We start from the raw sequence: 22222 nt of genomic DNA, 5'->3' as shown, positions 1-22222 counted from the left end.
TCAGCGACGTCCGATCAGCAGGCCGACGAGCAGGCCGGCACCCGCTGCGATGCCGATCGAGCGCCACGGGTTTTCGTGAACATAGTCATCGGTGGCCCGGGCCGCCTCGCGGGCTTTGTCGCGGATTGCCGCATCGGCATCGGACAGTTTCGCGCGCGCCACCCGCAGGTTCTCCGCGACGCGAGCCCGCAACTCCGCCACCTTGTCGCCGGTCTGGCTGGACGTGATCTGAAGGAGCTCTTCGGCGTCGGCGATCACCAATCGCAAGTCGGCGGCCAGTTTCTCCTTGGTGGCCAGGGTGGCTTCGGAATAGTCGGTCATGCTCAAGTCCTCCTGTTTGGAAAATATTGCCGGATGATACGCTGACTCCGTCTCTCCCGACCAGCCGGCGTGCGATAATTCCCGGCTTTCCTTCTGTGGAAATTGCGGCTGTAGCTCAGTGGATAGAGTATTGGCCTCCGAAGCCAAGGGTCGTGGGTTCGATCCCCGCCAGCCGCGCCATCCGGGCGAAGTGTTGACGATCCATGCACATCATCGGGTGCTGTATGTGTCGAACCGGACCGCCAACGGATCGCCACCGGATCGCTTCTTTGACGCCCGTCACGGCCGCTCCCAGACGCATCCATCTGACACGGTCAGGCGAAGCCTGCCACTGGACCACCCGGAACTTCCTTGCCAAAAGCAAAACGCCCACACAAGTGGGCGTTTTGGGATCAGCGGGTCGTGCTGAAAATTGGTTGCGCGAGCAAGATTTGAACTTGCGACCTTTGGGTTATGAGCCCAACGAGCTACCAGGCTGCTCCATCGCGCGATAAGAATGAAATTATAGCATTTATTGCGCTGCAGCGTCGCTCGCGGTCGTCGATTCCGCTTCCGCCGGGCGATCAACCAGTTCAACCAGGGCCATGGGCGCGTTGTCGCCCACCCGGAAACCCATCTTCAAGATGCGGGTGTAGCCACCGGGGCGAGCCTTGTAGCGCGGGCCCAGAACGTCAAACAGCTTGGTGACGATGTCACGGTCGCGCAGGCGGTTGAAAGCCAGCCGACGGTTTGCCAAGGTCGGCTCCTTCGCGAGCGTGATCATGGGTTCGACAACACGACGCAATTCCTTGGCCTTGGGCACCGTCGTCTTGATGGCTTCGTGCTGGAGCAGCGAATTCATCATGTTGCGAAGCATCGCGAGGCGATGCTCGCTGGTCCTGTTCAGTTTACGAAGTCCGTGTCCGTGACGCATGATGCGATCCTTTCATTTCATTTATTGTTCAAGCGCACGGCCGTATCAGGTACCGCGCGCGGTTAGATGGGCACCAACAGCACCCATCAGCTCGGTGCTCAACGCTTGTCGAGTCCGGCGGGAGGCCAGCTTTCAAGCTTCATTCCCAAGGTCAGCCCGCGCGAAGCCAGCACTTCCTTGATTTCATTGAGCGATTTACGGCCCAGGTTCGGCGTCTTCAGGAGCTCGTTCTCGGTGCGCTGGATCAGATCGCCGATGTAGTAGATGTTCTCCGCCTTCAAGCAGTTGGCAGAACGAACCGTCAACTCCAGCTCGTCGACAGGGCGCAACAGGATCGGATCAAATTGCGCATTGCCGCCACGCTGGGCCGGAGCGTCAAACGCGGCCAGTTCGCTGCCTTCAAGCTGGGCAAAGACGGCCAGTTGCTCCACCAGGATCTTCGCAGACTGGCGAACCGCGTCTTCAGCGGTGATTGCACCGTTGGTTTCGATCTCCATCACCAATTTGTCCAAATCGGTGCGCTGTTCGACACGGGCGCTTTCGACGGTGTAGCTGACGCGTTTGACCGGAGAGAACGAGGCGTCCAGCACGATGCGCCCAATCGCTTTGGTGCTCTCATCCGCATAGCGGCGCATGCCACCGGGGACATAACCGCGGCCTTTTTCGACCTTGATCTGGATGTCAAGCTTTCCGCCCTGCGACAGGGTGGCGATGACGTGCCCGGGGTTGATGATTTCCACATCGTGCGGCGTCTGGATGTCGGCTGCGGTCACGGGGCCTTCCCCGTCCTTGCGCAGGCTCAAAGTCACCTCGTCGCGGTTGTGCAACTTGAACACCACGCCTTTGAGGTTCAGCAGGATGTTGACCACGTCTTCCTGCACGCCGTCGATCGACGAATACTCATGCAGCACGCCGGCAATCGTCACATCCGTGGCGGCATAGCCGACCATGGAGGACAGCAGGACGCGACGCAGCGCGTTGCCCAAGGTGTGCCCATAGCCCCGCTCAAACGGCTCCAGCGTGACCTTCGCCCGGTTCGGGCCGAGCTGTTCCACGTTGATGGCTTTGGGTTTCAGCAAATTCGTTTGCATTCAGACATCCTTATCAATACCCCCGGCTCGTTACACCGGTAAGGCTGATGAAGCACCAGTGATACCCCTTGAGGTGCACTGGTACAAGCGAGTTAACCAGGAACCGAATCAGCGGGAATACAGTTCGACGATCAGGGATTCGTTGATATCGGCCGCGAACTCATCGCGATCCGGTACCTTCTTGAACACGCCTTCGACCTTGTCCACGTTCACTTCCACCCAAGCCGGCAGCCCAACTTGCTGGGCCAGTTGCAGCGCCTCGGAGATGCGCGCCTGCTTCTTCGACTTTTCGCGGACGGACACCACGTCACCCGCCTTGACCATGAACGAGGGAATGTTGACCGCTTGTCCGTTGACAGTCACCGCCTTGTGCGAAACCAGTTGACGGGCCTCGGCACGGGTCGAGCCGAAGCCCATGCGATACACGACGTTGTCCAGACGCGACTCGAGAATGAACATCAGGTTGGCGCCGGTATTGCCCTTGCGACGGTCCGCTTCTTCAAAATACTTGCGAAACTGCCGCTCGAGAACGCCGTACATCCGCTTGACCTTCTGCTTCTCGCGCAACTGAAGACCGAAATCGGACGTCCGCTGGCCGGACGTGCGGCCATGCTGGCCAGGCTTGGCTTCAAACTTGCACTTGTCGCTGATCGAACGCCGTGCGCTCTTCAGAAACAGGTCGGTGCCTTCACGGCGTGAGAGTTTGGCCTTGGGGCCGAGGTATCTTGCCACTTGAACTTCCTTTTTGTCATCTTCCGCGCTGTGGCGCGGGAGCCATCACAGGATCCGTGATGGCGGTGGGCTTGGTTGAAATCAGATGCGCCGACGCTTTTGCGGACGGCATCCGTTGTGAGGCATCGGCGTCACGTCGGCGATGGACGAAATGCGAATACCCAATGCGGCCAGAGCACGGACTGACGATTCCCGGCCGGGACCCGGGCCCTTGATCTCGACATCCAGATTCTTGATCCCTTGATCGATGGCCGCACGTCCTGCAACTTCAGAGGCCACCTGGGCTGCAAAGGGTGTCGACTTGCGCGAGCCCTTGAAACCCTGACCACCGGACGACGCCCAAGACAACGCATTGCCCTGACGGTCGGTGATCGTGATGATCGTGTTGTTGAAAGATGCATGCACGTGGGCAATACCGTCCGCAACGTTCTTGCGAACCTTCTTGCGAACCCGTTGAGCAGCGCTATTGGAGGGAGATTTAGCCATGTTGAACTCTCGATCTGCTTATTTCTTCAGTGCCGCTGCCGCTTTGCGCGGTCCCTTGCGGGTCCGTGCGTTGGTGCGGGTACGCTGTCCGCGCATCGGCAGACCGCGGCGATGACGAAAACCGCGATAGCAGCCGATGTCCATCAACCGTTTGATGTTCATCGTGGTTTCGCGACGCAGGTCACCTTCGATCGTGAATTGGGCGATCTGATCGCGAATCTTTTCAAGATCGCCGTCGGTCAGATCCTTCACCTTCTTCGAGTATTCGATGCCACAGGCGTCGCAGATCTTGCGCGCGCGGCTGCGTCCGATGCCGAAAATGGCGGTCAGGCCAATCTCTGCGTGTTTCTGCGGCGGAATGTTGATGCCAGCTATACGTGCCATGTTCGTCCTCTAAAACTCTTGCAATCAGCCTTGACGCTGTTTGTGACGCGGATCGGTACAGATCACGCGGACAATGCCTTTGCGTCGGATGACCTTGCAGTTGCGGCAAATTTTCTTGACCGAAGCCGAGACTCTCATTTCACTCTCCTAATATCCAAACTCAACCCAACGGGCACTCTGCCCGGAAACTCGCCCGTTCAACCGCCCAGCGTCGTCTTGAAGTTCGCCTTCTTCAACAGCGACTCATACTGCTGCGACATCAGGTAGTTCTGCACCTGGGCCATGAAATCCATCGTGACCACCACGATGATCAACAACGAGGTACCACCAAAATAGAACGGAACGTTGTATTTCAGGATCAGGAACTCCGGCAACAGGCAGACAAAGGTGATGTACACCGCTCCGACCAAGGTCAAGCGAAGCAGAATCTTGTCGATGTAGCGCGCGGTCTGGTCACCGGGGCGGATTCCCGGAACGAACGCGCCGCTTTTCTTCAAGTTGTCAGCGGTCTCCCGACTGTTGAACACCAGCGCCGTGTAGAAAAAACAGAAGAACACAATGGCGGCGGCATACAACATCACGTAGATCGGCTGCCCAGGCGTCAGAGCACCCGCGATGTCCTTGAGCCATCGCATGGACTCGCCGGAACTGAACCAGCTGACGATCGTTGCGGGCAACAGGATGATCGAAGAAGCAAAGATCGGCGGAATCACACCGGCCATGTTCAACTTCAGCGGAAGGTGTGACGACTGACCGCCGTAGACCTTGTTCCCGACCTGTCGCCGCGCATAGTTGACCAGAATCTTGCGCTGCCCACGCTCGACGAAAACCACGAAGTACGTCACCAGACACACGATCGTCACAATGAAGATGGCCGCGAGAATGCTCATGGCACCAGTACGAACCAACTCCAGAAGACCCCCGATTGCATTCGGCAGGCCCGCGGCAATGCCCGCGAAAATAATGATCGAAATCCCGTTACCCAGTCCACGCTCAGTGATCTGTTCTCCCAACCACATCAGGAACATCGTTCCGGAGGTCAGCGTCACCACGGCGGTCATGCGGAATCCCAGACCGGGATCAATCACCAGACCAGCCTGGCTTTCCAATGCGACAGCAATGCCCAGCGACTGAAAAAGTGCCAACCCCAAGGTTCCAAAACGGGTGTACTGTGTGATCTTGCGACGACCGGACTCACCCTCTTTTTTCAGCTGCTCGAACGTGGGCACCACGTAGGTGAGCAACTGCATGATGATCGATGCCGAGATATACGGCATGATGCCCAGCGCGAAGATGGTGAACCGCGACAGCGCCCCGCCCGAGAACATGTTGAAGAGACTCAGGATCCCGCCCTGCTGCCCCTTGAAGAGCTGCTGGAGTTGACCCGGATCAATTCCAGGGACCGGAATATGGGCGCCGACCCGATAGACCACCAGGGCGAGCAACAAAAATACCAGCCGCCGACGAAGGTCGCCGAACTTGCCGGTTTTTGCAATTTGTGCCGCGCTAGTTGCCACAGGTCTTCGCCTTCAATGCTTCGGCTCAGGCAATCGAACCACCGGCCGCCTCGATGGCAGCCTTGGCGCCAGCGGTCGCGCCGATGCCGTTGAGTTTCACCGCCTTGCTGATCGATCCCGACTTGATGACCTTGACCACTTTGGCCAACTGCCCCACCAGACCGGCTTGCTTCAGCGCCAGCACATCCACTTCGGGCGCGCCCAGCTGCTCCAGTGCGGACAAGGTGACTTCAGCGTTGAACTTCAGCAGATGAGACTTGAAGCCACGCTTCGGCAGGCGCCGCTGCATGGGCATCTGCCCGCCTTCGAAACCGACCTTGTGGTAACCACCCGCGCGAGACTTCTGACCCTTGTGACCGCGCCCGGCCGTTTTCCCCAGGCCGGAGCCAATGCCGCGACCGACGCGGCGCTTGGCGTGCTTGGCGCCTTCTGCGTGTTTGATAGTGTTGAGTTCCATCAGGGACCTCTCAGAGAACTTTGACCAGATAGGCGATCTTGTCGATCATGCCGCGCACTGCAGGCGTGTCCTGGAGTTCGCGAGTGCTGTTGAGCCTGCGCAAGCCGAGGCCGCGAACGGTGTCGCGATGCGACTGCTTGCAACCGATCGGACTGCGAACCAGCTGGACTTTGACGGTTTGTTGTGTAGTCATCTCGGGCTCCCGATCAGGCGAAAATCTCTTCGACCGTCTTGCCCCGTTTGGCAGCAACGGCAGACGCGGTGGTCGACTTGGTCAACGCATCCAGCGTGGCGCGAACCATGTTGTAGGGATTGGACGATCCGTGGCTCTTGGCCACGATGTCGGTGATCCCCATCACCTCGAAGACCGCCCGCATCGGACCGCCGGCGATGATGCCCGTGCCCTTGGGGGCCGGCGCCATCATCACGGATGCCGCGCCATGGTGGCCGGTTACGTTGTGATGAATAGTCCCGTTGCGCAAGGAAACCTTGTTCAGGTTACGGCGCGCTTCTTCCATCGCCTTCTGCACCGCGGCCGGCACTTCTTTCGACTTGCCTTTGCCCATGCCAACGCGCCCATCGCCATCGCCGACGACCGTCAGCGCAGCGAAACCCAGGATACGACCGCCCTTGACAACCTTGGTCACGCGATTGATCGCGATCATCTTCTCGCGCATGCCGTCTTCAGGGCCGTCACCTTGCGCTCTTGCTTGAAATTTAGCCATGTCTGTTTCCGATCTCTGCTTAGAACTGCAGGCCCGCTTCGCGAGCCGCATCAGCCAGTGCCTTGACGCGGCCGTGATAGGCGAAACCAGCGCGATCAAACGCCACTTTCTCAATGCCGGCCGCTTTGGCTTTTTCAGCGATCCGCTTGCCGACAGCCTGAGCTGCTGCCGCGTTGCCGCCTTTGCCAGCCGAACCGGTCAGGGCATTGCGAACGTCCGCTTCGGCGGTGGAGGCGGTGGCCAGCACCTTGCTGCCGTCGCCGGAAATGACCGTCGCGTAGATGTGCAAATTGGTCCGGTTCACCGTCAACCGCGCGATGCCTTGCTTGGCGATGCGGATTCGGGTCTGTCGGGCCCGGCGAAGACGCTGCTCTTTCTTGGTCAACATATTGCCGCTCCTTACTTCTTCTTGGTCTCTTTGATCGTGATCTTCTCATCCACATAGCGGATGCCCTTGCCCTTATAGGGCTCCGGGGGACGAATGGCACGAATCTCGGCGGCAACCTGCCCGACGCGCTGGCGATCAGAGCCCTTGATCAGAATCTCTGTCGGCGACGCGGTCTGCACCGTGATGCCAGCAGGCATTTCCTTGTTGACCGGATGCGAGAAGCCCACGTTCAGGTTCAGCTTGGCGCCTTGCGCCTGGGCCTTGAAACCGACGCCGACGAGGCTCAGTTTCTTCTCGAAACCCTTGCTCACGCCGATGACCATGTTGTTCACCAGCTGCCGCAGCGTTCCAGTCATGGCATTTGCTTCGCGCGAGTCGTTGGCCGGAACGAATTTAAGCGCCCCCCCGTCCAGGGACACCGTCACCAACGCGTTGGCAGCCACCTGCAAGGCGCCACCAGAACCCTTTACATGGATCTGGTCATCCTTGATCGACACATCCACCCCGGCGGGGATGGACACTGGCATTTTTCCTACTCGGGACATTTCAGTTTCTCCTCGATGCCGCGATCAGGCAACGTAGCACAGCACTTCGCCACCGACACCGGAGGCGCGCGCCTTGCGATCGGTCATGACGCCCTTGGGCGTCGTCACGATGGCCACGCCCAGGCCGTTCATCACGGAGGGAATGGAATCGCGGCCTTTGTAGACCCGCAGACCAGGGCGACTGACACGCTCGATGCGCTCGATCACCGGGCGACCCGCGTAATACTTCAGGGTGATTTCGAGTTCAGCCTTGCCGTCGGCAGACTTGACCTGGAAATCGTCGATATAGCCCTCGTCCTTCAGAACCTGCGCGATGGCAACTTTGACTTTGGAAGAGGGAATCTGGACCGTCGCCTTGGCCACCATCTGCGCATTGCGAATGCGGGTCAACAGGTCGGCGATGGGATCACTCATGCTCATGTTAAATCTCCTGCCGATTACCAGCTTGCCTTGACGATACCGGGGATATCGCCTGCAAACGCCATTTCACGGATCTTGGACCGGCCAATACCGAACTGACGGAACGTGCCACGGGCCCGACCGGTGATCGCGCAACGATTGCGCTGACGGGTCGGGTTGGCATTGCGGGGCAACTTCTGCAGACCCAGGCGGGCGACGGCGCGCTCGTCATCACTGCGCTTCGCGTCATCCGCAATCGCCTTCAGTTCCGCGTGTTTTTTCGCGTACTTGGCAACCAGTTTGTCCCGCTTGAGCTCGCGCTCAATCAATGCTTTTTTTGCCACAGGTCACCTCAGTTCTTGAACGGGAAACGGAAACCAGCGAGAAGCGCCTTGCACTCTTCGTCAGTCTTGGCCGTCGTCGTGATGCTGATATTGAGTCCACGCACGGCATCCACCTTGTCGTATTCAATCTCAGGAAAAATGATCTGCTCTTTGACGCCGACGTTGTAGTTGCCACGGCCATCGAACGCGCGCGCCGAGATACCACGGAAGTCGCGCACGCGGGGCAGCGCCACCGTCACGAAACGGTCCAGAAACTCGTACATCTGAACGCCGCGCAGGGTGACCATGCACCCGATTGCCTGGCCTTCACGGATCTTGAAGCCCGCGATGGCTTTCTTGGCCTTGGTCACCACCGGTTTCTGGCCAGCGATCTTGGTCAGGTCGCCGACGGCGTTGTCCATGACCTTCTTGTCCGCCACCGCTTCGCTCACGCCCATGTTGAGCGTGATCTTGGTCAGGCGGGGCACCTGCATGGGTGACGTGTAGCCGAACTTCGTCATCAGTTCGGGAGCGATTTTTTCGCGATAGATCTTTTGCAGTCGTGCCATGGTCATGCCACCTTGATTTCTTCGCCGCTGGACTTGAACACGCGAACGCGCTTGCCGTCAGCCAGCACCTTGATGCCCACGCGATCGGCCTTGCCGGTTGCCGCATTGAAGATCGCGACATTGGACTGATGAATCGGCATGGCCTTCTGCACGATCCCGCCGGGCAGGCCCTTGAGCGGATTGGGCTTGGTGTGCTTCTTCACCAGGTTGATGCCCTCGACCACCAGGGTGGAATCATCCTTGCGCAGCGAGACCTTGCCGCGCTTGCCCTTGTCACGCCCGGTGATCACGATGACTTCGTCGCCTTTGCGAATCTTGTTCATGACGTGTCCTTACAGAACTTCAGGAGCGAGGGACACGATCTTCATGAACTTCTCGGTGCGCAGTTCACGCGTCACCGGGCCGAAGATACGGGTACCGATAGGCTCCAACTTGGCATTCAGCAAGACCGCTGCATTGCCGTCGAATTTGACCAGGGAGCCGTCGCTGCGACGGATGCCCTTGGCCGTGCGCACCACCACAGCGCTGTAGACCTCGCCTTTTTTGACGCGGCCACGCGGAGCGGCTTCCTTGATGCTGACCTTGATGATGTCGCCCACGCTGGCGTAGCGACGCTTGGAGCCGCCCAGCACCTTGATGCACAAAACGGACTTGGCGCCCGTGTTGTCGGCGACGTCTAACCGAGATTCTGTCTGGATCATTTTTCAATATTCCCAACTTGTATCCGGCGCACCCTGAAGCCAGGATGGTTCGGATCAGTCTTGGGCCCGTCGTCCACACCATGAACCACTCACGGCGTTTTTGCTGGGCAGATACTTGCGCCTTTTCAAGCGAAGCCTCGAATTATGGCAAACCTCAAACGACCTGTCAAGCGTCTTCAGGCCGGCAGGTGAAGATATTTCGCCGCAAGGGCTTCAAAAGCCGCAATTTCAGGGTCGCGGCCGGATTCTTCTGCGACGATCGCGCCCACCGCCGGCGCCAGGCTGCACGCCAGGCGCGCATCCAGAAACAGCAACCTGACCCGACGCGCGAGCACATCCTCAACCGTGCGGGCGTATTCGTGGCGAACGGCAAATCGCACCATGGCCTCTGTCAGCCCACCACCAAGTTGCCGTCCGGAGCCGGGCAAAGCCTCGACGAACGCGGCCTCGCGGCCGTAGACCGACAGATCGCTCGCCTGGCTCAACGGATGCCGGCCGCTGGCACCGGCATCGGCGCCGACGAGCAACTGCTTGAGCGTGGCACCACCCGGGCGGTGGGGCAGCAGGGCATCCGCCATGCATTTGCTAAGGACATCCTCGGCCATGGCGCGGTACGTGGTCCATTTGCCGCCAGTGACCGTCACCAGGCCACTGCGGCTCACCAGCACAGTGTGCTCCCGGCTCAAGGCCTTGGTGTCCCCTTCGCTGGCTTCGGCGGGCTTGACCAATGGACGCAGCCCGACCCAGCAGCTGCGGACATCCGCACGCTGCGGCGCCCGGCGCAGGTAGCGCGCCGACTCATTCAGGATGAAGGCGACTTCGTGTCCGAACGGTTCGGGCTCAAGCGCCAGATCATGGCGAGGCGTGTCCGTCGTGCCCAGGATGAGCTTGCCCAGCCAGGGCACAGCGAACAGCACCCGGCCGTCCCGCGTCTTGGGTACCAGGAGCGCATGGTCGCCGGGCAGGAACTCGCGATCGACGACCAAGTGCACGCCCTGGCTCGGCGCCACCATGGGCCGTGCAGGCCGCCCGAGCGCATCGCCGTCCATCTGGCGCAAGCCGTCCACCCAGACCCCCGTGGCATTGATGACGCACCGGGCCCGCACGTTCAGGGCCTCCCGCGTTTCGGTGTCCTCGCATGTCAATCCCACCACTCTGCCGGCCTCGTGAATCAGCCCCTTCACCTCGCAGTGGTTGATGACCAGAGCGCCCTGAGCAGCAGCCGTTCGCGCCAGCGCCAGAGCGACGCGCGCATCATCGAACTGACCGTCCCAGTATTTCACCCCGCCAACCAGGCCAGCAGGCTGCACGCCCGGCAAACATTGCAGCGTCTGATGCCGACTCAGGAATTCGGTGCGGCCCAGGCCGTGGCTGCCGGCCAGCAGGTCGTAGATCTTGAGCCCGATGCCATAAAAGGGCACTTCCCACCATTGATAGGAGGGCATGACGAAGGCCAGTGGCTGCGCCAGATGGGGCGCGTTGTGCAGGAGACGGGTGCGCTCGTGCAACGCTTCCGTGACCAGCGGAACGTTGCCCTGCGCCAGATAGCGCACCCCGCCATGCACCAGTTTGGTGGCTCGGGACGAGGTGCCTGCGGCGAAGTCCCGGGACTCCACCAGCACCACGCTGAAGCCGCGCATGGCGGCGTCCAGAGCGACACCCAGTCCGGTCGCGCCGCCGCCGATGATCGCGAGATCCCAGACCCGCTCTTCGCGCAGCGCAGCCAGAAGGTCTTCGCGCCGCGTGAGCCGGGGCGCGTCCTTGTTGGAGGTCATGTTCAGTGCTCCACCCATCCCCTGGAACGCTCGACCGCCTGCCGCCAGCGCGCCAGGCGCCGCGAGCGCTCGCTGTCCGGCAAAGAGGGCTCGAAACGCCGGTCCGTGACCCAGCGCGCAGTAATTTCGTCGGGGCCGCCCCAGAAGCCGGTCGCGAGCCCGGCCAGGCACGCGGCCCCCAGGGCCGTGGTTTCCGTGACCCGAGGCCTAACAACCGGAACGCCCAGAAAATCAGCCTGCATCTGCATCAGCAGGTCGCTGCGGCTGGCGCCACCGTCCACGCGAAGCTCTTTCAGTTCGATGCCCGAATCCTTGGCCATGGCGCCGAACACGTCGGCCGTCTGCAGTGCGATCGCCTCCAGCGCGGCACGCGCGATGTGGGCGCGGGTGGTCCCCCGTGTCATGCCCACCAGGGTGCCGCGCGCATGACCATCCCAGTCCGGCGTGCCGAGCCCGGCAAACGCCGGCACCAGGTAGACGTCCCCGGTATCCGCAACACTGGCCGCCAGGGGCCCCACTTCGTCGGCAGCCTGAATGATCTGCAGACCGTCGCGCAGCCATTGGACCGTCGCGCCGGCCATGAATACCGAGCCCTCCAGCGCATAGGCGGTCCGATGGGGCGCCCCCGCGGGGCCTTGCCAGGCCACTGTCGTCAACAGCTGATGACGGCTGGCCACCGGCGATTCGCCGGTGTTCATCAGCATGAAGCAGCCCGTCCCATAGGTGTTCTTGGCCATGCCTGGCGCAAAGCAGGCCTGCCCGAACAGGGCGGCCTGTTGGTCTCCTGCCAGCCCGGCGATGGGCACGGGCGCACCCAGCAGGGCAGGCTCGGTCTCGCCCAGCACGCCGCTGGACGGCACGACCTGGGGCAACACGGAGGCCGGGATGTCGAACAGGCGCAGCAGCGCCGGATCCCAGCGCAGGGTCTGCAGGTTGAACAACAGGGTGCGCGAGGCGTTGCTGGCATCGGTGGCATGAACCCGCCCGCCCGTCAGCTTCCAGACCAGCCAGCTGTCCACGGTGCCGAAGGCCAGTTCGCCCCGGGCGGCGCGCGCCCGTGCGCCAGGCACCTGGTCCAGCAGCCACGCAAGTTTTGTGGCCGAGAAATAGGCATCGGGCAGCAGGCCGGTCTTTTCCTGGATCCATCCCGCCTTGCCCTTGGCACGAAGCGCCGCGCAGACGCCAGCCGTACGCCGGTCCTGCCAGACGATGGCCGGCGCCACGGGTTCACCCGTCCGCCGGTCCCAGAGCACCGTGGTTTCTCGCTGATTCGTGACCCCGATGGCGGCCACTTGACTGGCACCAACCCCTTGCCGGGCCAGCACGTCCTGCATCACGCCGAGCTGGGTCTGCCAGATCTCGGTCGCGTCATGCTCCACCCAGCCCGGCTGGGGAAAAGACTGCCTGAACTCCCGCTGCGCCGTGGCCACGACGTGCCCGTCGCGGTCGAACAGAATGGCACGTGAACTGGTCGTGCCCTGGTCGAGGGAAAGAATGAAGTCCATGGTCGGCAAGCGTACCGCAAAGGCCTGCACCGATCCAGCGGACAGACCCCGCCAAACGCCAATCTTGGTACAGTCGCCGCCAGCACCCCACGCGCATCACCATGACCTCTCACATCACCTTCATCGGCGGCGGCAACATGGCCAGCGCCATCATCGGCGGCCTGCTGCGCCAGGGCATGACCGCCCAGCAGATCGACGTGGTCGAGCCCTACGCCGAGGCCCGCGACAAGCTGCAGGCCCAGTTCGGTATCACGGCGCTGCATGGCCCCGGCCCGGCGCTGGCCAAGGCCTCTTTGGTCGTCTGGGCGGTCAAGCCCCAGACTTTCAAGGAAGCTGCGCTGCAGGCCAGTCTTCATACCGGACACGCTTTGCACCTGAGCGTGGCCGCCGGGATCCGCAGCGACAGCATCGCCGGCTGGCTCGGCACCCAGCGCATCGTGCGCGCCATGCCCAACACCCCCGCTCTGGTCGGAAAGGGCATGACCGCGCTGTTCGGCCGGCCCGCCGTTACTGAGGCTGACCGGGCGCTGGTGGATCGGGTCATGGCGCCCACGGGGCAGTTCCTGTGGGTGCAGGCTGAGAGCCAGCTCGATGCGGTGACGGCCCTGTCGGGCTCCGGCCCCGCCTATGTCTTCTATTTCCTCGAGGCCATGACCCAGGCCGGAGCAGACATGGGCCTGAGCCGCGAGCAGGCGCACCGCCTCGCGGTGGGCACCTTCGTCGGCGCTTCGGAACTGGCCGCCGCGTCGGACGATCCGCCCGAGGTGCTGCGCCAGCGCGTGACCTCCAAGGGGGGCACCACCTACGCCGCCATCCTGTCGATGGAACAGGACGACCTGAAGAACGCCTTCATGCGCGCGCTGCATGCGGCCAGGCACCGGGCCGCTGAACTCGGCGACGAATTCGGCAGCTGACCTGAGTGCCACCCCGCTGGCCGCTGCGTGTGCTGCGCTGCCCCTGCGAGGGGCTGGCCTTGCTTGGGGCGGCCCGGCGCCGCGGCCGATGCGCCGGCTGAAATCCGTCAGGCGAACCGGTCCGACAGCGCGATGCCGGTGAAAACAGTAAAGCCTAGCCAGTGATTCAGACGAAACGCCTTGAAACAGCCCTCCCGATGGCGCGACCGGATCAGCGAGTAGTGCCAGACCACCTGTGCGAGCGCAGCCGAGATAGCTATCATAAAAATAGCTGAAAACGACCATTTCATGCCGGGAAAAGCCCAAAAAATGAGGAAAACCAGGTAAAAAACCATCACGGCCGCCACGTCGAAGCGTCCCAGCGTGATGGCCGAGGTCTTCATGCCGATGCGCAGGTCGTCGTCACGGTCCACCATCGCGTACTCGGTGTCGTAGGCCAGCACCCAGAACAGGTTGCCCGCCAACAGCCACCAGGCCAGCCAGGGCACCTCGCCGGTCACTGCGGAAAACGCCATCGGGATTCCGAAGCTGAACGCCACGCCCAGCACCGCCTGCGGCATCGAAACAAAGCGCTTGGCATAGGGATAGGCAAGAGTAATGGCGAGCGCCGCGAACGACCAGGCCACCGTTTCCTGATTGGTGGTCAGCACCAGCGCAAACGCCGCCAACGCAAGCACCGCGCCCACGGCCAGCGCCTCCGTCACACCCACCTTGCCACTGGTAACCGGCCGCTGGGCGGTGCGTTTGACGTGGCGGTCGAACTCCCGGTCGGCCACATCGTTGATGCAGCAGCCGGCGCTGCGCATCAGGATGGTGCCGAGCGTGAACACGGCCAGCAGGTGCCATCCGGGAAACCCGCCGGAGGCGATCCACAGCGCCGACAGCGTCGGCCACAGCAGCAGCAGCCAGCCCGCCGGGCGGTTCCATCGGATCAGGTCCAGGTACAGGTGGAGCCGCTCGCCCATGCGCGTCACAGGCCCACTTGGCGCAGATCCAGCCGCATGCCCGTCGCGTCCTGGCGCACCGGCGGGCACCAGAAAAAGGCGCCGGTGACCGGCCGGGATATCTGGAACATCGCATCGACGATGCCATCGTCCAGGCCCGCCATGCGCCGCATCTGCGCCTCGAAGGCATCGAAGGACTTGCCGAAGGCGACGAACATCAGCCCGGCCTGATGGTCCAGCGCCCAGGGCATGGAGCGGCGCAGCACGAAGGCCTCGGGTTTGAAGCTCTCCTGCGCGGTGCGTTTGACGTGGGCGGAAGCCGGCGCGTCGTCCAGTTCGTGGTTGTCGCGGCGCCGCCGCCCGACCATGTTGTCCTGCTCCCGCGTCCCCATGGCTTCAAAAGCGTCCAGGTCGTGCACCCACTGCTGCACGGCCACGAAGCTGGAGCCATTCTGGCCGGCGCCCTGGCGATGGGCCAGCGCGGCCTTTTCGGCCGCCGCATCCTCCGGGTTCTCCGTGCCATCCTCATAGCCGGTCAGGTCGCGGCCGTGGCCATTGGGTCCACGGCCATGGCGGAAAGCCTCGATCACACGATCCAGCCGCAGTGCCGGTGCCAGCGCTTTTTCGATCGCGCGCGTGGCATGCACCAGCTTGCCGCGATCGGAGCCACGCAGCCAGCACCACAGGGCGGTGGGAGTGGCGGGCACCTCGACCCCGGGCCCCTTCAAGGCCGCAAAGGCGCGCAGGCCCGGCACCGTGGCCCCCAACGCGGCGACCACGTCGGGACCGATGCCAACCACGGCTTGCGGTCCGTCGACCAGTGGCGCCAGGCGCATTAGGGCTTCGCGCAGGGCGGACGCCTGCTTGGGCGTGAAGAACAGGTAGCGCCCCTGCGGCGGGACCGGCGCGAGGATGCCGGGTTGTGCGGTTTTCATGGACAGGTTCCAGCAGAAATGACGGATGGGCTGAATTTGCACCGTTCAATCACAACAACAGCTCCGCTCAGGACAGGCGCGCCACGCCGGGCAGTTCGCACGCATAGACCGCATTGCGCAGCGCCGCGATCGCCTCGTAGCGCGTGAAACTGCGCCGCCAGGCCAAGACCACGCGCCGGGTGGGCGGCGCAGCCGACTGCGCATCGACGATCGGCAAGTATTTCACGAACGCGTCTTCGTCCTTGCGGCGTTTGCGCCCGGCCAGCGCCTCCTTGGGCACCGACAGGCGCGGCACCAGGGTCACGCCCATGCCGGCGGCCACCATGTGCTTGATGGTTTCCAGCGACGAGCCCTCGAAGCTGCGACGGATGCCCTCGGCATTGCTGGCAAAGCGGGCGAACTCGGGGCAGACCTCCAGGACATGATCGCGAAAGCAATGGCCGGTGCCGAGCAGCAGCATGGTCTCGCTCTTGAGCTCGCCCGAGGTGACGGATTTCTGCGCCGCCAGCGGGTGGTGGCTGGGCAGCGCGGCCATGAAAGGCTCGTCGTACAACGGCGCGATAGCCAGGCCGGCGTCGGGAAAGGGCTCGGCCAGGATGGCACAGTCGATCTCGCCGGTGCGCAGCATCTCCAGCAGCTTGACGGTGAAGTTCTCCTGCAGCATGAGCGGCATCTGCGGCGAAAGGCGGATCGCGTTGCGCACCAGGTCCGGCAGCAGGTAGGGGCCAATGGTGTAGATCACGCCCAGCTTCAAGGGGCCGGCCAGCGGATCCTTGCCGCGCTTTGCGATGTCCTTGATGGCGGCCGCTTGCTCCAGGACGCTTTGCGCCTGGCGCACGATCTCCTCGCCCAGCGGCGTGACGCTGACTTCGCTGGCGCTGCGCTCGAACAGCTTGACCTCCAGCTCATCCTCCAGTTTGCGAATCGCCACCGAAAGCGTCGGCTGCGAGACAAAGCAGGCTTCGGCGGCTTTGCCGAAGTGCTTCTCGCGTGCCACGGCGACGATGTACTTGAGTTCGGTGAGGGTCATGGGGGTCAGGCTTTCAGATAGTCCGATTTTCCCCCCAACCAGCGCTCGACGTGGCGCTTCGCCATGTCGGGGTGCTGGTCCAGCAGGCGCGGCGCCAGGGCGCGCGCCCACTCCAGCAGGTCCGCATCGGTGGCCAGGTCGGCAAAGCGCAGCAGCGCCGCGCCCGACTGGCGCGCGCCAAGGAACTCGCCGGGACCGCGGATCTCCAGGTCGCGCCGGGCGATCTCGAAGCCGTCGTGGGTCTCGGCCATGGCGCGAAGGCGCTCGCGCGACGCCTCGCTGAGCCGCCCGCCCTCGGGCTGGCTGTACATCAGCACGCAGGCCGACGCCGCCGCGCCGCGACCGACCCGCCCGCGCAGCTGGTGCAGCTGCGACAGGCCGAATCGCTCGGCATGCTCGACCACCATCAGCGAGGCGTTGGGCACGTCCACCCCGACCTCGATCACCGTGGTGGACACCAGCACGCCGACCAACCCCTCCTTGAACAGGTCCATAACGGCCTTCTTTTCAGCCGGTGCCATGCGCGAATGGAGCAGGCCGACCAACACGCCGGGCAAGGCGGCTGAGAGTTCGGCATGGGTCTCGGACGCGTTGCTCAGGTCCAGCGCCTCGCTCTCCTCGATCAGCGGGCAGACCCAGTAGACCTGCCGTTCCTGCGCGAGCTGGGCACGGATGCGCTCGATCACCTCGTCGCGGCGGTGGTCGGAGACCACCTTGGTCACGACCGGGGTGCGTCCGGGCGGCAGCTCGTCCAGCGTGGAGACGTCCAGATCGGCGTAGTAGCTCATGGCCAGCGTGCGGGGAATCGGCGTGGCAGACATCATCAGCAGGTGGGGCTCCATCGGTCCTGCGGCCGGGGCACCATCATCCGCCGCCACCTGCGGATCGACCCCCATCTTTCCGCGCAACGCCAGCCGCTGCGCCACGCCGAAACGGTGCTGCTCGTCGATGATGGCCAGCGCCAGGCGCCGGAACTTCACCTGCTCCTGGATCACCGCGTGGGTGCCCACCACCAGCGCGGCTGCACCGGACTCGATCCGTTCCAGCATCTCGCGGCGCTCTTTCTTCTTCTGGCTGCCGCTGAGCCGCGCGACGCCGATGCCCAGCGGCTCCAGCCAGCCGATCAGCTTGCTGAAATGCTGCTCGGCCAGGATCTCGGTCGGCGCCATCAGCGCGCACTGCCAGCCGGCGTCGATGGCGATGGCGGCGGCCAGCGCCGCCACCACGGTCTTGCCGGAACCCACATCCCCCTGCAACAGACGGTGCATCGGCACCGTCCGGGCCAGGTCGCGGGCGATTTCCTCGCCGACGCGTCGCTGGGCACCGGTCAGTCCAAAAGGCAGAGCGGCCAGCAGGCGTTCGTGCAGGCCGCCCGGATGGGCGCACAGCGACGGGGCCCGCAGGCGGTCGCGTTCGCGCTTGGCCAGCAACTGGGAGAGTTGCTGGGCCAGCAGCTCCTCGGCCTTCAGGCGCTGCCAGGCCGGGTGGCTGCGTGCTTCGAGCTCGGCGATCGACACCTCCGGCGTCGGATGGTGCAAAAAGGTGAGCGAACGCCGAAGGTCCCACGCAGGGACGCCGGCATTTCTGTCTGAAATGGCGGCTGGCAGCGTCTCCGACAGGTCCGCCCGGGCCAGCGCGGTGGCCACCGCGCGCCGCAGGTAGGCCTGGGGCAGCCCGGCCACCGTGGGGTAGACCGGCGTCAGGGCATCGGGCAGCGCGCCAGCGGCCGCTCGCACCACCGGGTGCATCATGGTGCGCCCGGAAAAGCCGCCTCGGACCTCGCCACGGGCGCGCACCCGGGTGCCGACGGCCAGCGCCTTCTGCTGGGAGGGGTAGAAGTTGAAAAAGCGCAGGGTGCAGGTGTCCGAGCCGTCGTCCACCGTCACCAGCAGCTGGCGGCGCGGCCTGAAGCTCACCTCGTTGGCCGTCACCACCGCCTCGATCTGCGCCTCGTCGCCCTCGCGCGCCTCGCACAGCCGCACGATGCGGGTTTCGTCTTCGTAGCGCAGGGGCAGATGCAGGGCCAGGTCGATGTCCCGCACCAGCCCCAGCTTGCGCAGCGCCTTCTGCGGCGCCGTCAAGGGCGTGGCGGGAGACAGGGGTGTCGGGGAAGACGGTGAGGCGGACATGGGGCGCATTGTCCACGTGCCCCGCCGCGGCGGGTGCCAAAGGCGGTCCTTCGGCCCAATTTCCAAACAAAAATAAGCACTATCCAGCGCGAAACGGACGTATCTCGCTATGCACCTCATAGCAATTGGTGCTGTTCAGCCTTGCACGCGCACTCCGCGCTTCGCACCGTAAGTCAACCGTTTCCGGACGACATCCGCCATCCATCCTCTGTCAGCGTCGGCCTTCCGCGAATTACATTTGGTTTCCTGACAGCCAGGACTGGATGCTAATCTGCGTGTTCCCCGACCCGATGGACCATGGCTTCACCCCAAAACGGATTCACTCACACTACCTCGCCCGTTTCTGCATCGGGCGACGTCTTGCTGGACAGCCTGACCGGTGACTACAAGGCAGGCGGCGTCGTGGGCACAGGCGCCATCCTGAGCTACAGCTTTCCTTGGAGCACTTCAGCGTTCGCAACCTGGGCGACTGATCCGAACTATTCGCCCCTCAACGAACCTGCCCTCGGCTTCGCTCTGAATCCTATGCAGCAGGCGGCATTTCGCTCCGCATTGTCAACCTGGAGCCAGGTGGCCAACCTGCAGTTCGTCGAAGTGCCGGACAACCCGGGCGCCGTGGGCGACATCCGCATTGCATGGACCGCACTACCCAATCCGCCGTCAGACGCCTGGACCTGGCAAAGCGACGACTTCTGGGCCAGTGCCAGCGACATCTGGCTGTCAGACGCGCTGATGGGTGGACAGCCCGACTCCGAATGGCAAGCAGGCGGTTTCAACTATATGGCGCTGATCCATGAGGTGGGTCACTCGCTGTGGCTGGAGCATCCCTTCGAAGGCAGCTCACCCATGCCGGCGAACTATGACACCAACCAGTACACGGTCATGTCGTACACCGAGCATCCGAACTATCTGTTCGTTCGCTATCACCCGGCTGTACTGGAGCCAGACGGCTCGACAACCGTTTCATGGGATGTGGTGCCCATCTATCCCTCCACGCCCATGTTGTTGGACATCGCCGCCATCCAGCGTCTGTATGGCGCCAACATGAACTGGCACACCGGGGACGATGTTTACGCCTTCAATCCCGATACGCCGTTCATCATGACCCTGTGGGACGCCGGCGGCGTGGACACGATTTCGGCCAGCAATTTCAGCACCAATTGCCTGATCGACCTGCGCGAGGGACACTACTCCAGCCTGCACATCTTTTCCGATCCGTCCATCACCGGACTGGCGAACCCGCCGGTGGTCCCGCCAACGCCCGATGACTACGACGGCACCGACAACCTGGCCATCGCCTGGGGTGCCGTGTTCGAGAACGCCGTCGGCGGTGCAGGCGACGATAAGTTGATCGGCAATGGCGTCGCCAATCAGCTGATGGGCGGTGGCGGCACTGATATCCTTGAAGGAGGACAGGGCATCGACACTTCGCTATTCAAAGGGACACGGGGCCAGTTTCATCTCACGAAAACAGCACCAAACTCCTGGTCCACTCAAGACACACTGGGCCTGGAAGGAATAGATCTGCTCCATGACGTCGAGCGGCTCCAGTTTGCTGACAAGAAGCTCGCCCTTGACTTGAGTCCAGGTGATCATGCGGGCCAATCACTTGAAGTACTCGGCGTGCTAGCACCTGCCGCCATCAGCAATCCGAAGATCGTGGGCTTGATCCTGGGCCTGTTTGATCAGGGGTCGAGCCTGCACGATGTCTTCCAACTGGCAATCGATGTGCATCTGGTGAGCCAGCTCGCCGGTTCGGGCAGCAATGCCGATCTTGCGAGGCTGGCCTTCAGAAATGTGGTTGGGTCTGAGGCCAATGCGGCTACGCTGGATATCTTGCTTAGCTTCATGGACGGACGCAACGCGAGTTATTCGCAGTCAGATTTCTTGACGGTGGTCGCCGGTATGGAAGTGAACCGGACGCACATCGGTCTGATTGGATGGCAGCAGACAGGCATCGAATACACCTGATGCGCGTTTGCACATGTGAGAATCCTTGACTTTTCCACCCTTGGCACGGGTCCGTCGAGCCCTCAAGCGACATGCACCCAAATTCCTCCGATTCCGGCCGGCTGTTCACCCTCGCCGACTTCGACTTCACGCTGCCCCCCGACCTGGTGGCCCAGCACCCCGCGCCTAAGCGCAGCGGCTCGCGCCTGCTCGATGGCAGCGGGCCGGCGCCCGTTGACCGAGCCTTCCGCGACCTGCCCGCCCTGCTGAACGCGGGCGACCTGCTGGTGTTCAACGACACCCAGGTCATCAAGGCGCGTCTCTTCGGCGAGAAAGCGTCCGGCGGCAAGCTGGAGCTGCTGGTGGAGCGGGTCCTGCCCGGCCACGAGGTGGTGGCCCACATGAAGGTCAGCAAGAAGCCGCCGGTGGGCGCCACGCTGACCCTGACAGGTGGCTTCACCGCGACGCTGCTCGGGCGCTGGCCAGCGCCGGACGGCGCGCTGTTTCACCTGCGCTTCAGCGACGAGCCCCATGCCCTGATGCAGCGCCACGGCCACGTGCCGCTGCCGCCCTACATCACCCACACCGACACCGCTGACGACGAGCGCCGCTACCAGACCGTGTTTGCCCGCCACCCCGGCGCCGTGGCCGCACCCACCGCCGCGCTGCATTTCGACGAGGGTGTGCTGGCCGCGCTGCAGGCGCGCGGCGTCCAACGCGCCAGCGTCACCCTGCACGTGGGTGCCGGCACTTTCCAGCCGGTGAAAACCGAGAACCTCGCCGAGCACACCATGCACAGCGAGTGGTACGACGTGCCCGAGGCCACGCGCGCAGCCATCCTCGATTGCCGCGCGCGCGACGGCCGGGTCGTGGCGGTCGGCACCACCACCGTGCGCACGCTCGAATCCTGGGCCCGCAGTTGTACCGGCGCCGATCTTTCCGGTGGCCAGATGCAGGGCGACACCACGATCTTCATCACGCCGGGCTTTCGTTTCCAGGTGGTCGATGCGCTGCTCACCAACTTCCACCTGCCGAAAAGCACGCTGATGATGCTGGTCAGCGCCTTTGCCGGCTACGAGCACGTGATGGCCCTGTACCGCCACGCCATCGCGCAGCGCTACCGCTTCTTCAGCTACGGCGACGCCATGTGGCTCACGCGCCGCACCCAACCCGCACAATCCGCACCATGCTGACCTTCGAACTGCTCGCCACCGACCCCGACAGCCACGCCCGCCGCGGCACGCTCACGCTGAACCACGGCGTGGTGCAGACGCCCATCTTCATGCCCGTGGGCACCTACGGCACCGTCAAGGGCGTGATGCCGCGCAGCCTGGAAGACATGGGCGCGCAGATCATCCTGGGCAACACCTTCCACCTGTGGATGCGTCCGGGGCTGGACGTGATGCAGAGCTTTGGCGGCCTGCACCAGTTCGAGAAATGGGACAAGCCCATCCTCACCGACTCAGGGGGCTTTCAGGTCTGGAGCCTG

Annotated in this window: 28 protein-coding genes and 2 tRNA genes; 5 read left to right on the top strand and 25 right to left on the bottom strand. The window is 63.3% G+C overall.

All coding sequences use genetic code 11. The features are described from left to right. The gene (locus tag ACMUOY_RS08170) at positions 1–321 is read right to left on the bottom strand and encodes a DUF883 family protein (protein ID WP_413892210.1); all 321 of its coding nucleotides are present in this window, start codon (positions 319–321) and stop codon (positions 1–3) included. 104 nt (positions 322–425) lie between these two features. Between ACMUOY_RS08170 and ACMUOY_RS08165 the strand changes: the two genes are divergently transcribed. Beyond that, positions 426–501 (top strand) — tRNA-Arg (locus tag ACMUOY_RS08165). A gap of 233 nt (positions 502–734) precedes the next feature. Here the strand turns inward: ACMUOY_RS08165 and ACMUOY_RS08160 are convergent. The 20 genes from ACMUOY_RS08160 to glpK form a co-directional block, all read right to left on the bottom strand. Next, a tRNA-Met gene (locus ACMUOY_RS08160) sits at positions 735–811 on the bottom strand. A 21-nt stretch (positions 812–832) separates the two neighbouring features. Next, positions 833–1234 (bottom strand): bL17 family ribosomal protein, encoded by a 402-nt coding sequence (rplQ, locus tag ACMUOY_RS08155; RefSeq protein ID WP_413892209.1) that lies wholly within the window; start codon positions 1232–1234, stop codon positions 833–835. 98 nt (positions 1235–1332) lie between these two features. After that, positions 1333–2325 carry a DNA-directed RNA polymerase subunit alpha gene (locus ACMUOY_RS08150; protein ID WP_413892208.1) on the bottom strand — a complete coding sequence of 331 codons (993 nt, stop codon included), beginning with the start codon at positions 2323–2325 and terminating at the stop codon, positions 1333–1335. 108 nt (positions 2326–2433) lie between these two features. Further along, a complete protein-coding gene (gene rpsD / locus ACMUOY_RS08145) occupies positions 2434–3057 on the bottom strand; it encodes a ribosomal protein uS4 family protein (RefSeq protein WP_413892207.1) in 624 nt (207 codons plus the stop codon). A gap of 81 nt (positions 3058–3138) precedes the next feature. Beyond that, on the bottom strand, positions 3139–3543 hold the full coding sequence (rpsK, locus tag ACMUOY_RS08140; protein ID WP_413892206.1) for a 30S ribosomal protein S11: 405 nt from the start codon (positions 3541–3543) through the stop codon (positions 3139–3141). An 18-nt stretch (positions 3544–3561) separates the two neighbouring features. Beyond that, positions 3562–3927, bottom strand: coding sequence for a 30S ribosomal protein S13 (rpsM, locus tag ACMUOY_RS08135; RefSeq protein WP_413892205.1), 366 nt, complete (start codon positions 3925–3927; stop codon positions 3562–3564). A gap of 24 nt (positions 3928–3951) precedes the next feature. Continuing rightward, positions 3952–4065 carry a 50S ribosomal protein L36 gene (gene rpmJ / locus ACMUOY_RS08130; RefSeq protein WP_413892204.1) on the bottom strand — a complete coding sequence of 38 codons (114 nt, stop codon included), beginning with the start codon at positions 4063–4065 and terminating at the stop codon, positions 3952–3954. A 59-nt stretch (positions 4066–4124) separates the two neighbouring features. Beyond that, positions 4125–5444, bottom strand: coding sequence for a preprotein translocase subunit SecY (gene secY / locus ACMUOY_RS08125; protein WP_413892203.1), 1320 nt, complete (start codon positions 5442–5444; stop codon positions 4125–4127). Between the two features lie 25 nt (positions 5445–5469). Next, entirely contained in the window at positions 5470–5901 is a 432-nt protein-coding gene (gene rplO / locus ACMUOY_RS08120) for a 50S ribosomal protein L15 (protein ID WP_413892202.1), read from the bottom strand. A 10-nt stretch (positions 5902–5911) separates the two neighbouring features. Next, positions 5912–6094, bottom strand: coding sequence for a 50S ribosomal protein L30 (gene rpmD, locus ACMUOY_RS08115; RefSeq protein ID WP_413892201.1), 183 nt, complete (start codon positions 6092–6094; stop codon positions 5912–5914). 13 nt (positions 6095–6107) lie between these two features. Then, positions 6108–6626 carry a 30S ribosomal protein S5 gene (gene rpsE, locus ACMUOY_RS08110; protein ID WP_413892293.1) on the bottom strand — a complete coding sequence of 173 codons (519 nt, stop codon included), beginning with the start codon at positions 6624–6626 and terminating at the stop codon, positions 6108–6110. A 19-nt stretch (positions 6627–6645) separates the two neighbouring features. After that, positions 6646–7014 carry a 50S ribosomal protein L18 gene (rplR, locus tag ACMUOY_RS08105; protein ID WP_413892200.1) on the bottom strand — a complete coding sequence of 123 codons (369 nt, stop codon included), beginning with the start codon at positions 7012–7014 and terminating at the stop codon, positions 6646–6648. A gap of 11 nt (positions 7015–7025) precedes the next feature. Beyond that, positions 7026–7559 carry a 50S ribosomal protein L6 gene (gene rplF / locus ACMUOY_RS08100; protein ID WP_413892199.1) on the bottom strand — a complete coding sequence of 178 codons (534 nt, stop codon included), beginning with the start codon at positions 7557–7559 and terminating at the stop codon, positions 7026–7028. A 24-nt stretch (positions 7560–7583) separates the two neighbouring features. Continuing rightward, complete coding sequence (gene rpsH / locus ACMUOY_RS08095) at positions 7584–7979, bottom strand: 30S ribosomal protein S8 (protein ID WP_413892198.1); 396 nt, start codon at positions 7977–7979, stop codon at positions 7584–7586. Positions 7980–7996: 17 nt separating this feature from the next. After that, complete coding sequence (gene rpsN, locus ACMUOY_RS08090; protein WP_413892197.1) at positions 7997–8302, bottom strand: 30S ribosomal protein S14; 306 nt, start codon at positions 8300–8302, stop codon at positions 7997–7999. 8 nt (positions 8303–8310) lie between these two features. Continuing rightward, positions 8311–8850 (bottom strand): 50S ribosomal protein L5, encoded by a 540-nt coding sequence (gene rplE / locus ACMUOY_RS08085; protein WP_413892196.1) that lies wholly within the window; start codon positions 8848–8850, stop codon positions 8311–8313. Between the two features lie 2 nt (positions 8851–8852). After that, positions 8853–9173 (bottom strand): 50S ribosomal protein L24, encoded by a 321-nt coding sequence (gene rplX / locus ACMUOY_RS08080; protein WP_413892195.1) that lies wholly within the window; start codon positions 9171–9173, stop codon positions 8853–8855. Between the two features lie 9 nt (positions 9174–9182). Next, a complete protein-coding gene (gene rplN / locus ACMUOY_RS08075) occupies positions 9183–9551 on the bottom strand; it encodes a 50S ribosomal protein L14 (RefSeq protein ID WP_413892194.1) in 369 nt (122 codons plus the stop codon). Positions 9552–9727: 176 nt separating this feature from the next. After that, the gene (locus tag ACMUOY_RS08070) at positions 9728–11326 is read right to left on the bottom strand and encodes a glycerol-3-phosphate dehydrogenase/oxidase (RefSeq protein ID WP_413892193.1); all 1599 of its coding nucleotides are present in this window, start codon (positions 11324–11326) and stop codon (positions 9728–9730) included. A 2-nt stretch (positions 11327–11328) separates the two neighbouring features. After that, positions 11329–12840: a glycerol kinase GlpK gene (glpK, locus tag ACMUOY_RS08065; protein ID WP_413892192.1), complete on the bottom strand. Its 1512-nt coding sequence runs from the start codon at positions 12838–12840 to the stop codon at positions 11329–11331. A 92-nt stretch (positions 12841–12932) separates the two neighbouring features. Between glpK and proC the strand changes: the two genes are divergently transcribed. Next, the gene (gene proC / locus ACMUOY_RS08060) at positions 12933–13745 is read left to right on the top strand and encodes a pyrroline-5-carboxylate reductase family protein (RefSeq protein ID WP_413892191.1); all 813 of its coding nucleotides are present in this window, start codon (positions 12933–12935) and stop codon (positions 13743–13745) included. A gap of 107 nt (positions 13746–13852) precedes the next feature. On the opposite strand, the gene ubiA is transcribed toward proC, so the two are convergent. The 4 genes from ubiA to recG form a co-directional block, all read right to left on the bottom strand. Further along, positions 13853–14710: a 4-hydroxybenzoate octaprenyltransferase gene (ubiA, locus tag ACMUOY_RS08055; protein WP_413892190.1), complete on the bottom strand. Its 858-nt coding sequence runs from the start codon at positions 14708–14710 to the stop codon at positions 13853–13855. Positions 14711–14715: 5 nt separating this feature from the next. Beyond that, positions 14716–15624: a Dyp-type peroxidase gene (locus ACMUOY_RS08050; protein WP_413892189.1), complete on the bottom strand. Its 909-nt coding sequence runs from the start codon at positions 15622–15624 to the stop codon at positions 14716–14718. A gap of 67 nt (positions 15625–15691) precedes the next feature. Beyond that, entirely contained in the window at positions 15692–16654 is a 963-nt protein-coding gene (locus ACMUOY_RS08045; protein WP_413892188.1) for a LysR substrate-binding domain-containing protein, read from the bottom strand. 5 nt (positions 16655–16659) lie between these two features. Next, positions 16660–18783 carry an ATP-dependent DNA helicase RecG gene (recG, locus tag ACMUOY_RS08040; protein ID WP_413892187.1) on the bottom strand — a complete coding sequence of 708 codons (2124 nt, stop codon included), beginning with the start codon at positions 18781–18783 and terminating at the stop codon, positions 16660–16662. A 297-nt stretch (positions 18784–19080) separates the two neighbouring features. Between recG and ACMUOY_RS08035 the strand changes: the two genes are divergently transcribed. The 3 genes from ACMUOY_RS08035 to ACMUOY_RS08025 all read left to right on the top strand — a co-directional run. Beyond that, a complete protein-coding gene (locus ACMUOY_RS08035; protein ID WP_413892186.1) occupies positions 19081–20754 on the top strand; it encodes a M10 family metallopeptidase in 1674 nt (557 codons plus the stop codon). Between the two features lie 71 nt (positions 20755–20825). Then, entirely contained in the window at positions 20826–21926 is a 1101-nt protein-coding gene (queA, locus tag ACMUOY_RS08030) for an S-adenosylmethionine:tRNA ribosyltransferase-isomerase (RefSeq protein ID WP_413892185.1), read from the top strand. After that, positions 21920–22222: tRNA-guanine transglycosylase (locus tag ACMUOY_RS08025; protein ID WP_413892184.1), on the top strand; the 303-nt coding region annotated here is incomplete at its 3' end. The genes queA and ACMUOY_RS08025, both read left to right, overlap by 7 nt.

This window comes from Candidatus Skiveiella danica (genome assembly GCF_022705245.1).
GTDB classification, from domain to species: domain Bacteria; phylum Pseudomonadota; class Gammaproteobacteria; order Burkholderiales; family Burkholderiaceae_C; genus Skiveiella; species Skiveiella danica.
This window is presented reverse-complemented; position numbering and strand designations above follow the sequence as displayed.

What these genes read in the sequence shown, in the direction of transcription:
- rplR (WP_413892200.1), bottom strand. Translation starts at nt 7,014, where the DNA reads ATGTTGACCAAGAAAGAGCAGCGTCTTCGCCGGGCCCGACAGACCCGA.
- rpmJ (WP_413892204.1), bottom strand. Translation starts at nt 4,065, where the DNA reads ATGAGAGTCTCGGCTTCGGTCAAGAAAATTTGCCGCAACTGCAAGGTC.
- rpsH (WP_413892198.1), bottom strand. Translation starts at nt 7,979, where the DNA reads ATGAGCATGAGTGATCCCATCGCCGACCTGTTGACCCGCATTCGCAAT.
- recG (WP_413892187.1), bottom strand. Translation starts at nt 18,783, where the DNA reads ATGTCCGCCTCACCGTCTTCCCCGACACCCCTGTCTCCCGCCACGCCC.
- rplE (WP_413892196.1), bottom strand. Translation starts at nt 8,850, where the DNA reads ATGGCACGACTGCAAAAGATCTATCGCGAAAAAATCGCTCCCGAACTG.
- rpsM (WP_413892205.1), bottom strand. Translation starts at nt 3,927, where the DNA reads ATGGCACGTATAGCTGGCATCAACATTCCGCCGCAGAAACACGCAGAG.
- ACMUOY_RS08150 (WP_413892208.1), bottom strand. Translation starts at nt 2,325, where the DNA reads ATGCAAACGAATTTGCTGAAACCCAAAGCCATCAACGTGGAACAGCTC.
- ACMUOY_RS08045 (WP_413892188.1), bottom strand. Translation starts at nt 16,654, where the DNA reads ATGACCCTCACCGAACTCAAGTACATCGTCGCCGTGGCACGCGAGAAG.
- rplF (WP_413892199.1), bottom strand. Translation starts at nt 7,559, where the DNA reads ATGTCCCGAGTAGGAAAAATGCCAGTGTCCATCCCCGCCGGGGTGGAT.
- rpsK (WP_413892206.1), bottom strand. Translation starts at nt 3,543, where the DNA reads ATGGCTAAATCTCCCTCCAATAGCGCTGCTCAACGGGTTCGCAAGAAG.
- rplO (WP_413892202.1), bottom strand. Translation starts at nt 5,901, where the DNA reads ATGGAACTCAACACTATCAAACACGCAGAAGGCGCCAAGCACGCCAAG.
- rpmD (WP_413892201.1), bottom strand. Translation starts at nt 6,094, where the DNA reads ATGACTACACAACAAACCGTCAAAGTCCAGCTGGTTCGCAGTCCGATC.
- ACMUOY_RS08070 (WP_413892193.1), bottom strand. Translation starts at nt 11,326, where the DNA reads ATGACCTCCAACAAGGACGCGCCCCGGCTCACGCGGCGCGAAGACCTT.
- rpsE (WP_413892293.1), bottom strand. Translation starts at nt 6,626, where the DNA reads ATGGCTAAATTTCAAGCAAGAGCGCAAGGTGACGGCCCTGAAGACGGC.
- rplQ (WP_413892209.1), bottom strand. Translation starts at nt 1,234, where the DNA reads ATGCGTCACGGACACGGACTTCGTAAACTGAACAGGACCAGCGAGCAT.
- ACMUOY_RS08050 (WP_413892189.1), bottom strand. Translation starts at nt 15,624, where the DNA reads ATGAAAACCGCACAACCCGGCATCCTCGCGCCGGTCCCGCCGCAGGGG.
- rplX (WP_413892195.1), bottom strand. Translation starts at nt 9,173, where the DNA reads ATGAACAAGATTCGCAAAGGCGACGAAGTCATCGTGATCACCGGGCGT.
- ACMUOY_RS08035 (WP_413892186.1), top strand. Translation starts at nt 19,081, where the DNA reads ATGGCTTCACCCCAAAACGGATTCACTCACACTACCTCGCCCGTTTCT.
- rplN (WP_413892194.1), bottom strand. Translation starts at nt 9,551, where the DNA reads ATGATCCAGACAGAATCTCGGTTAGACGTCGCCGACAACACGGGCGCC.
- queA (WP_413892185.1), top strand. Translation starts at nt 20,826, where the DNA reads ATGCACCCAAATTCCTCCGATTCCGGCCGGCTGTTCACCCTCGCCGAC.
- ACMUOY_RS08170 (WP_413892210.1), bottom strand. Translation starts at nt 321, where the DNA reads ATGACCGACTATTCCGAAGCCACCCTGGCCACCAAGGAGAAACTGGCC.
- ubiA (WP_413892190.1), bottom strand. Translation starts at nt 14,710, where the DNA reads ATGGGCGAGCGGCTCCACCTGTACCTGGACCTGATCCGATGGAACCGC.
- proC (WP_413892191.1), top strand. Translation starts at nt 12,933, where the DNA reads ATGACCTCTCACATCACCTTCATCGGCGGCGGCAACATGGCCAGCGCC.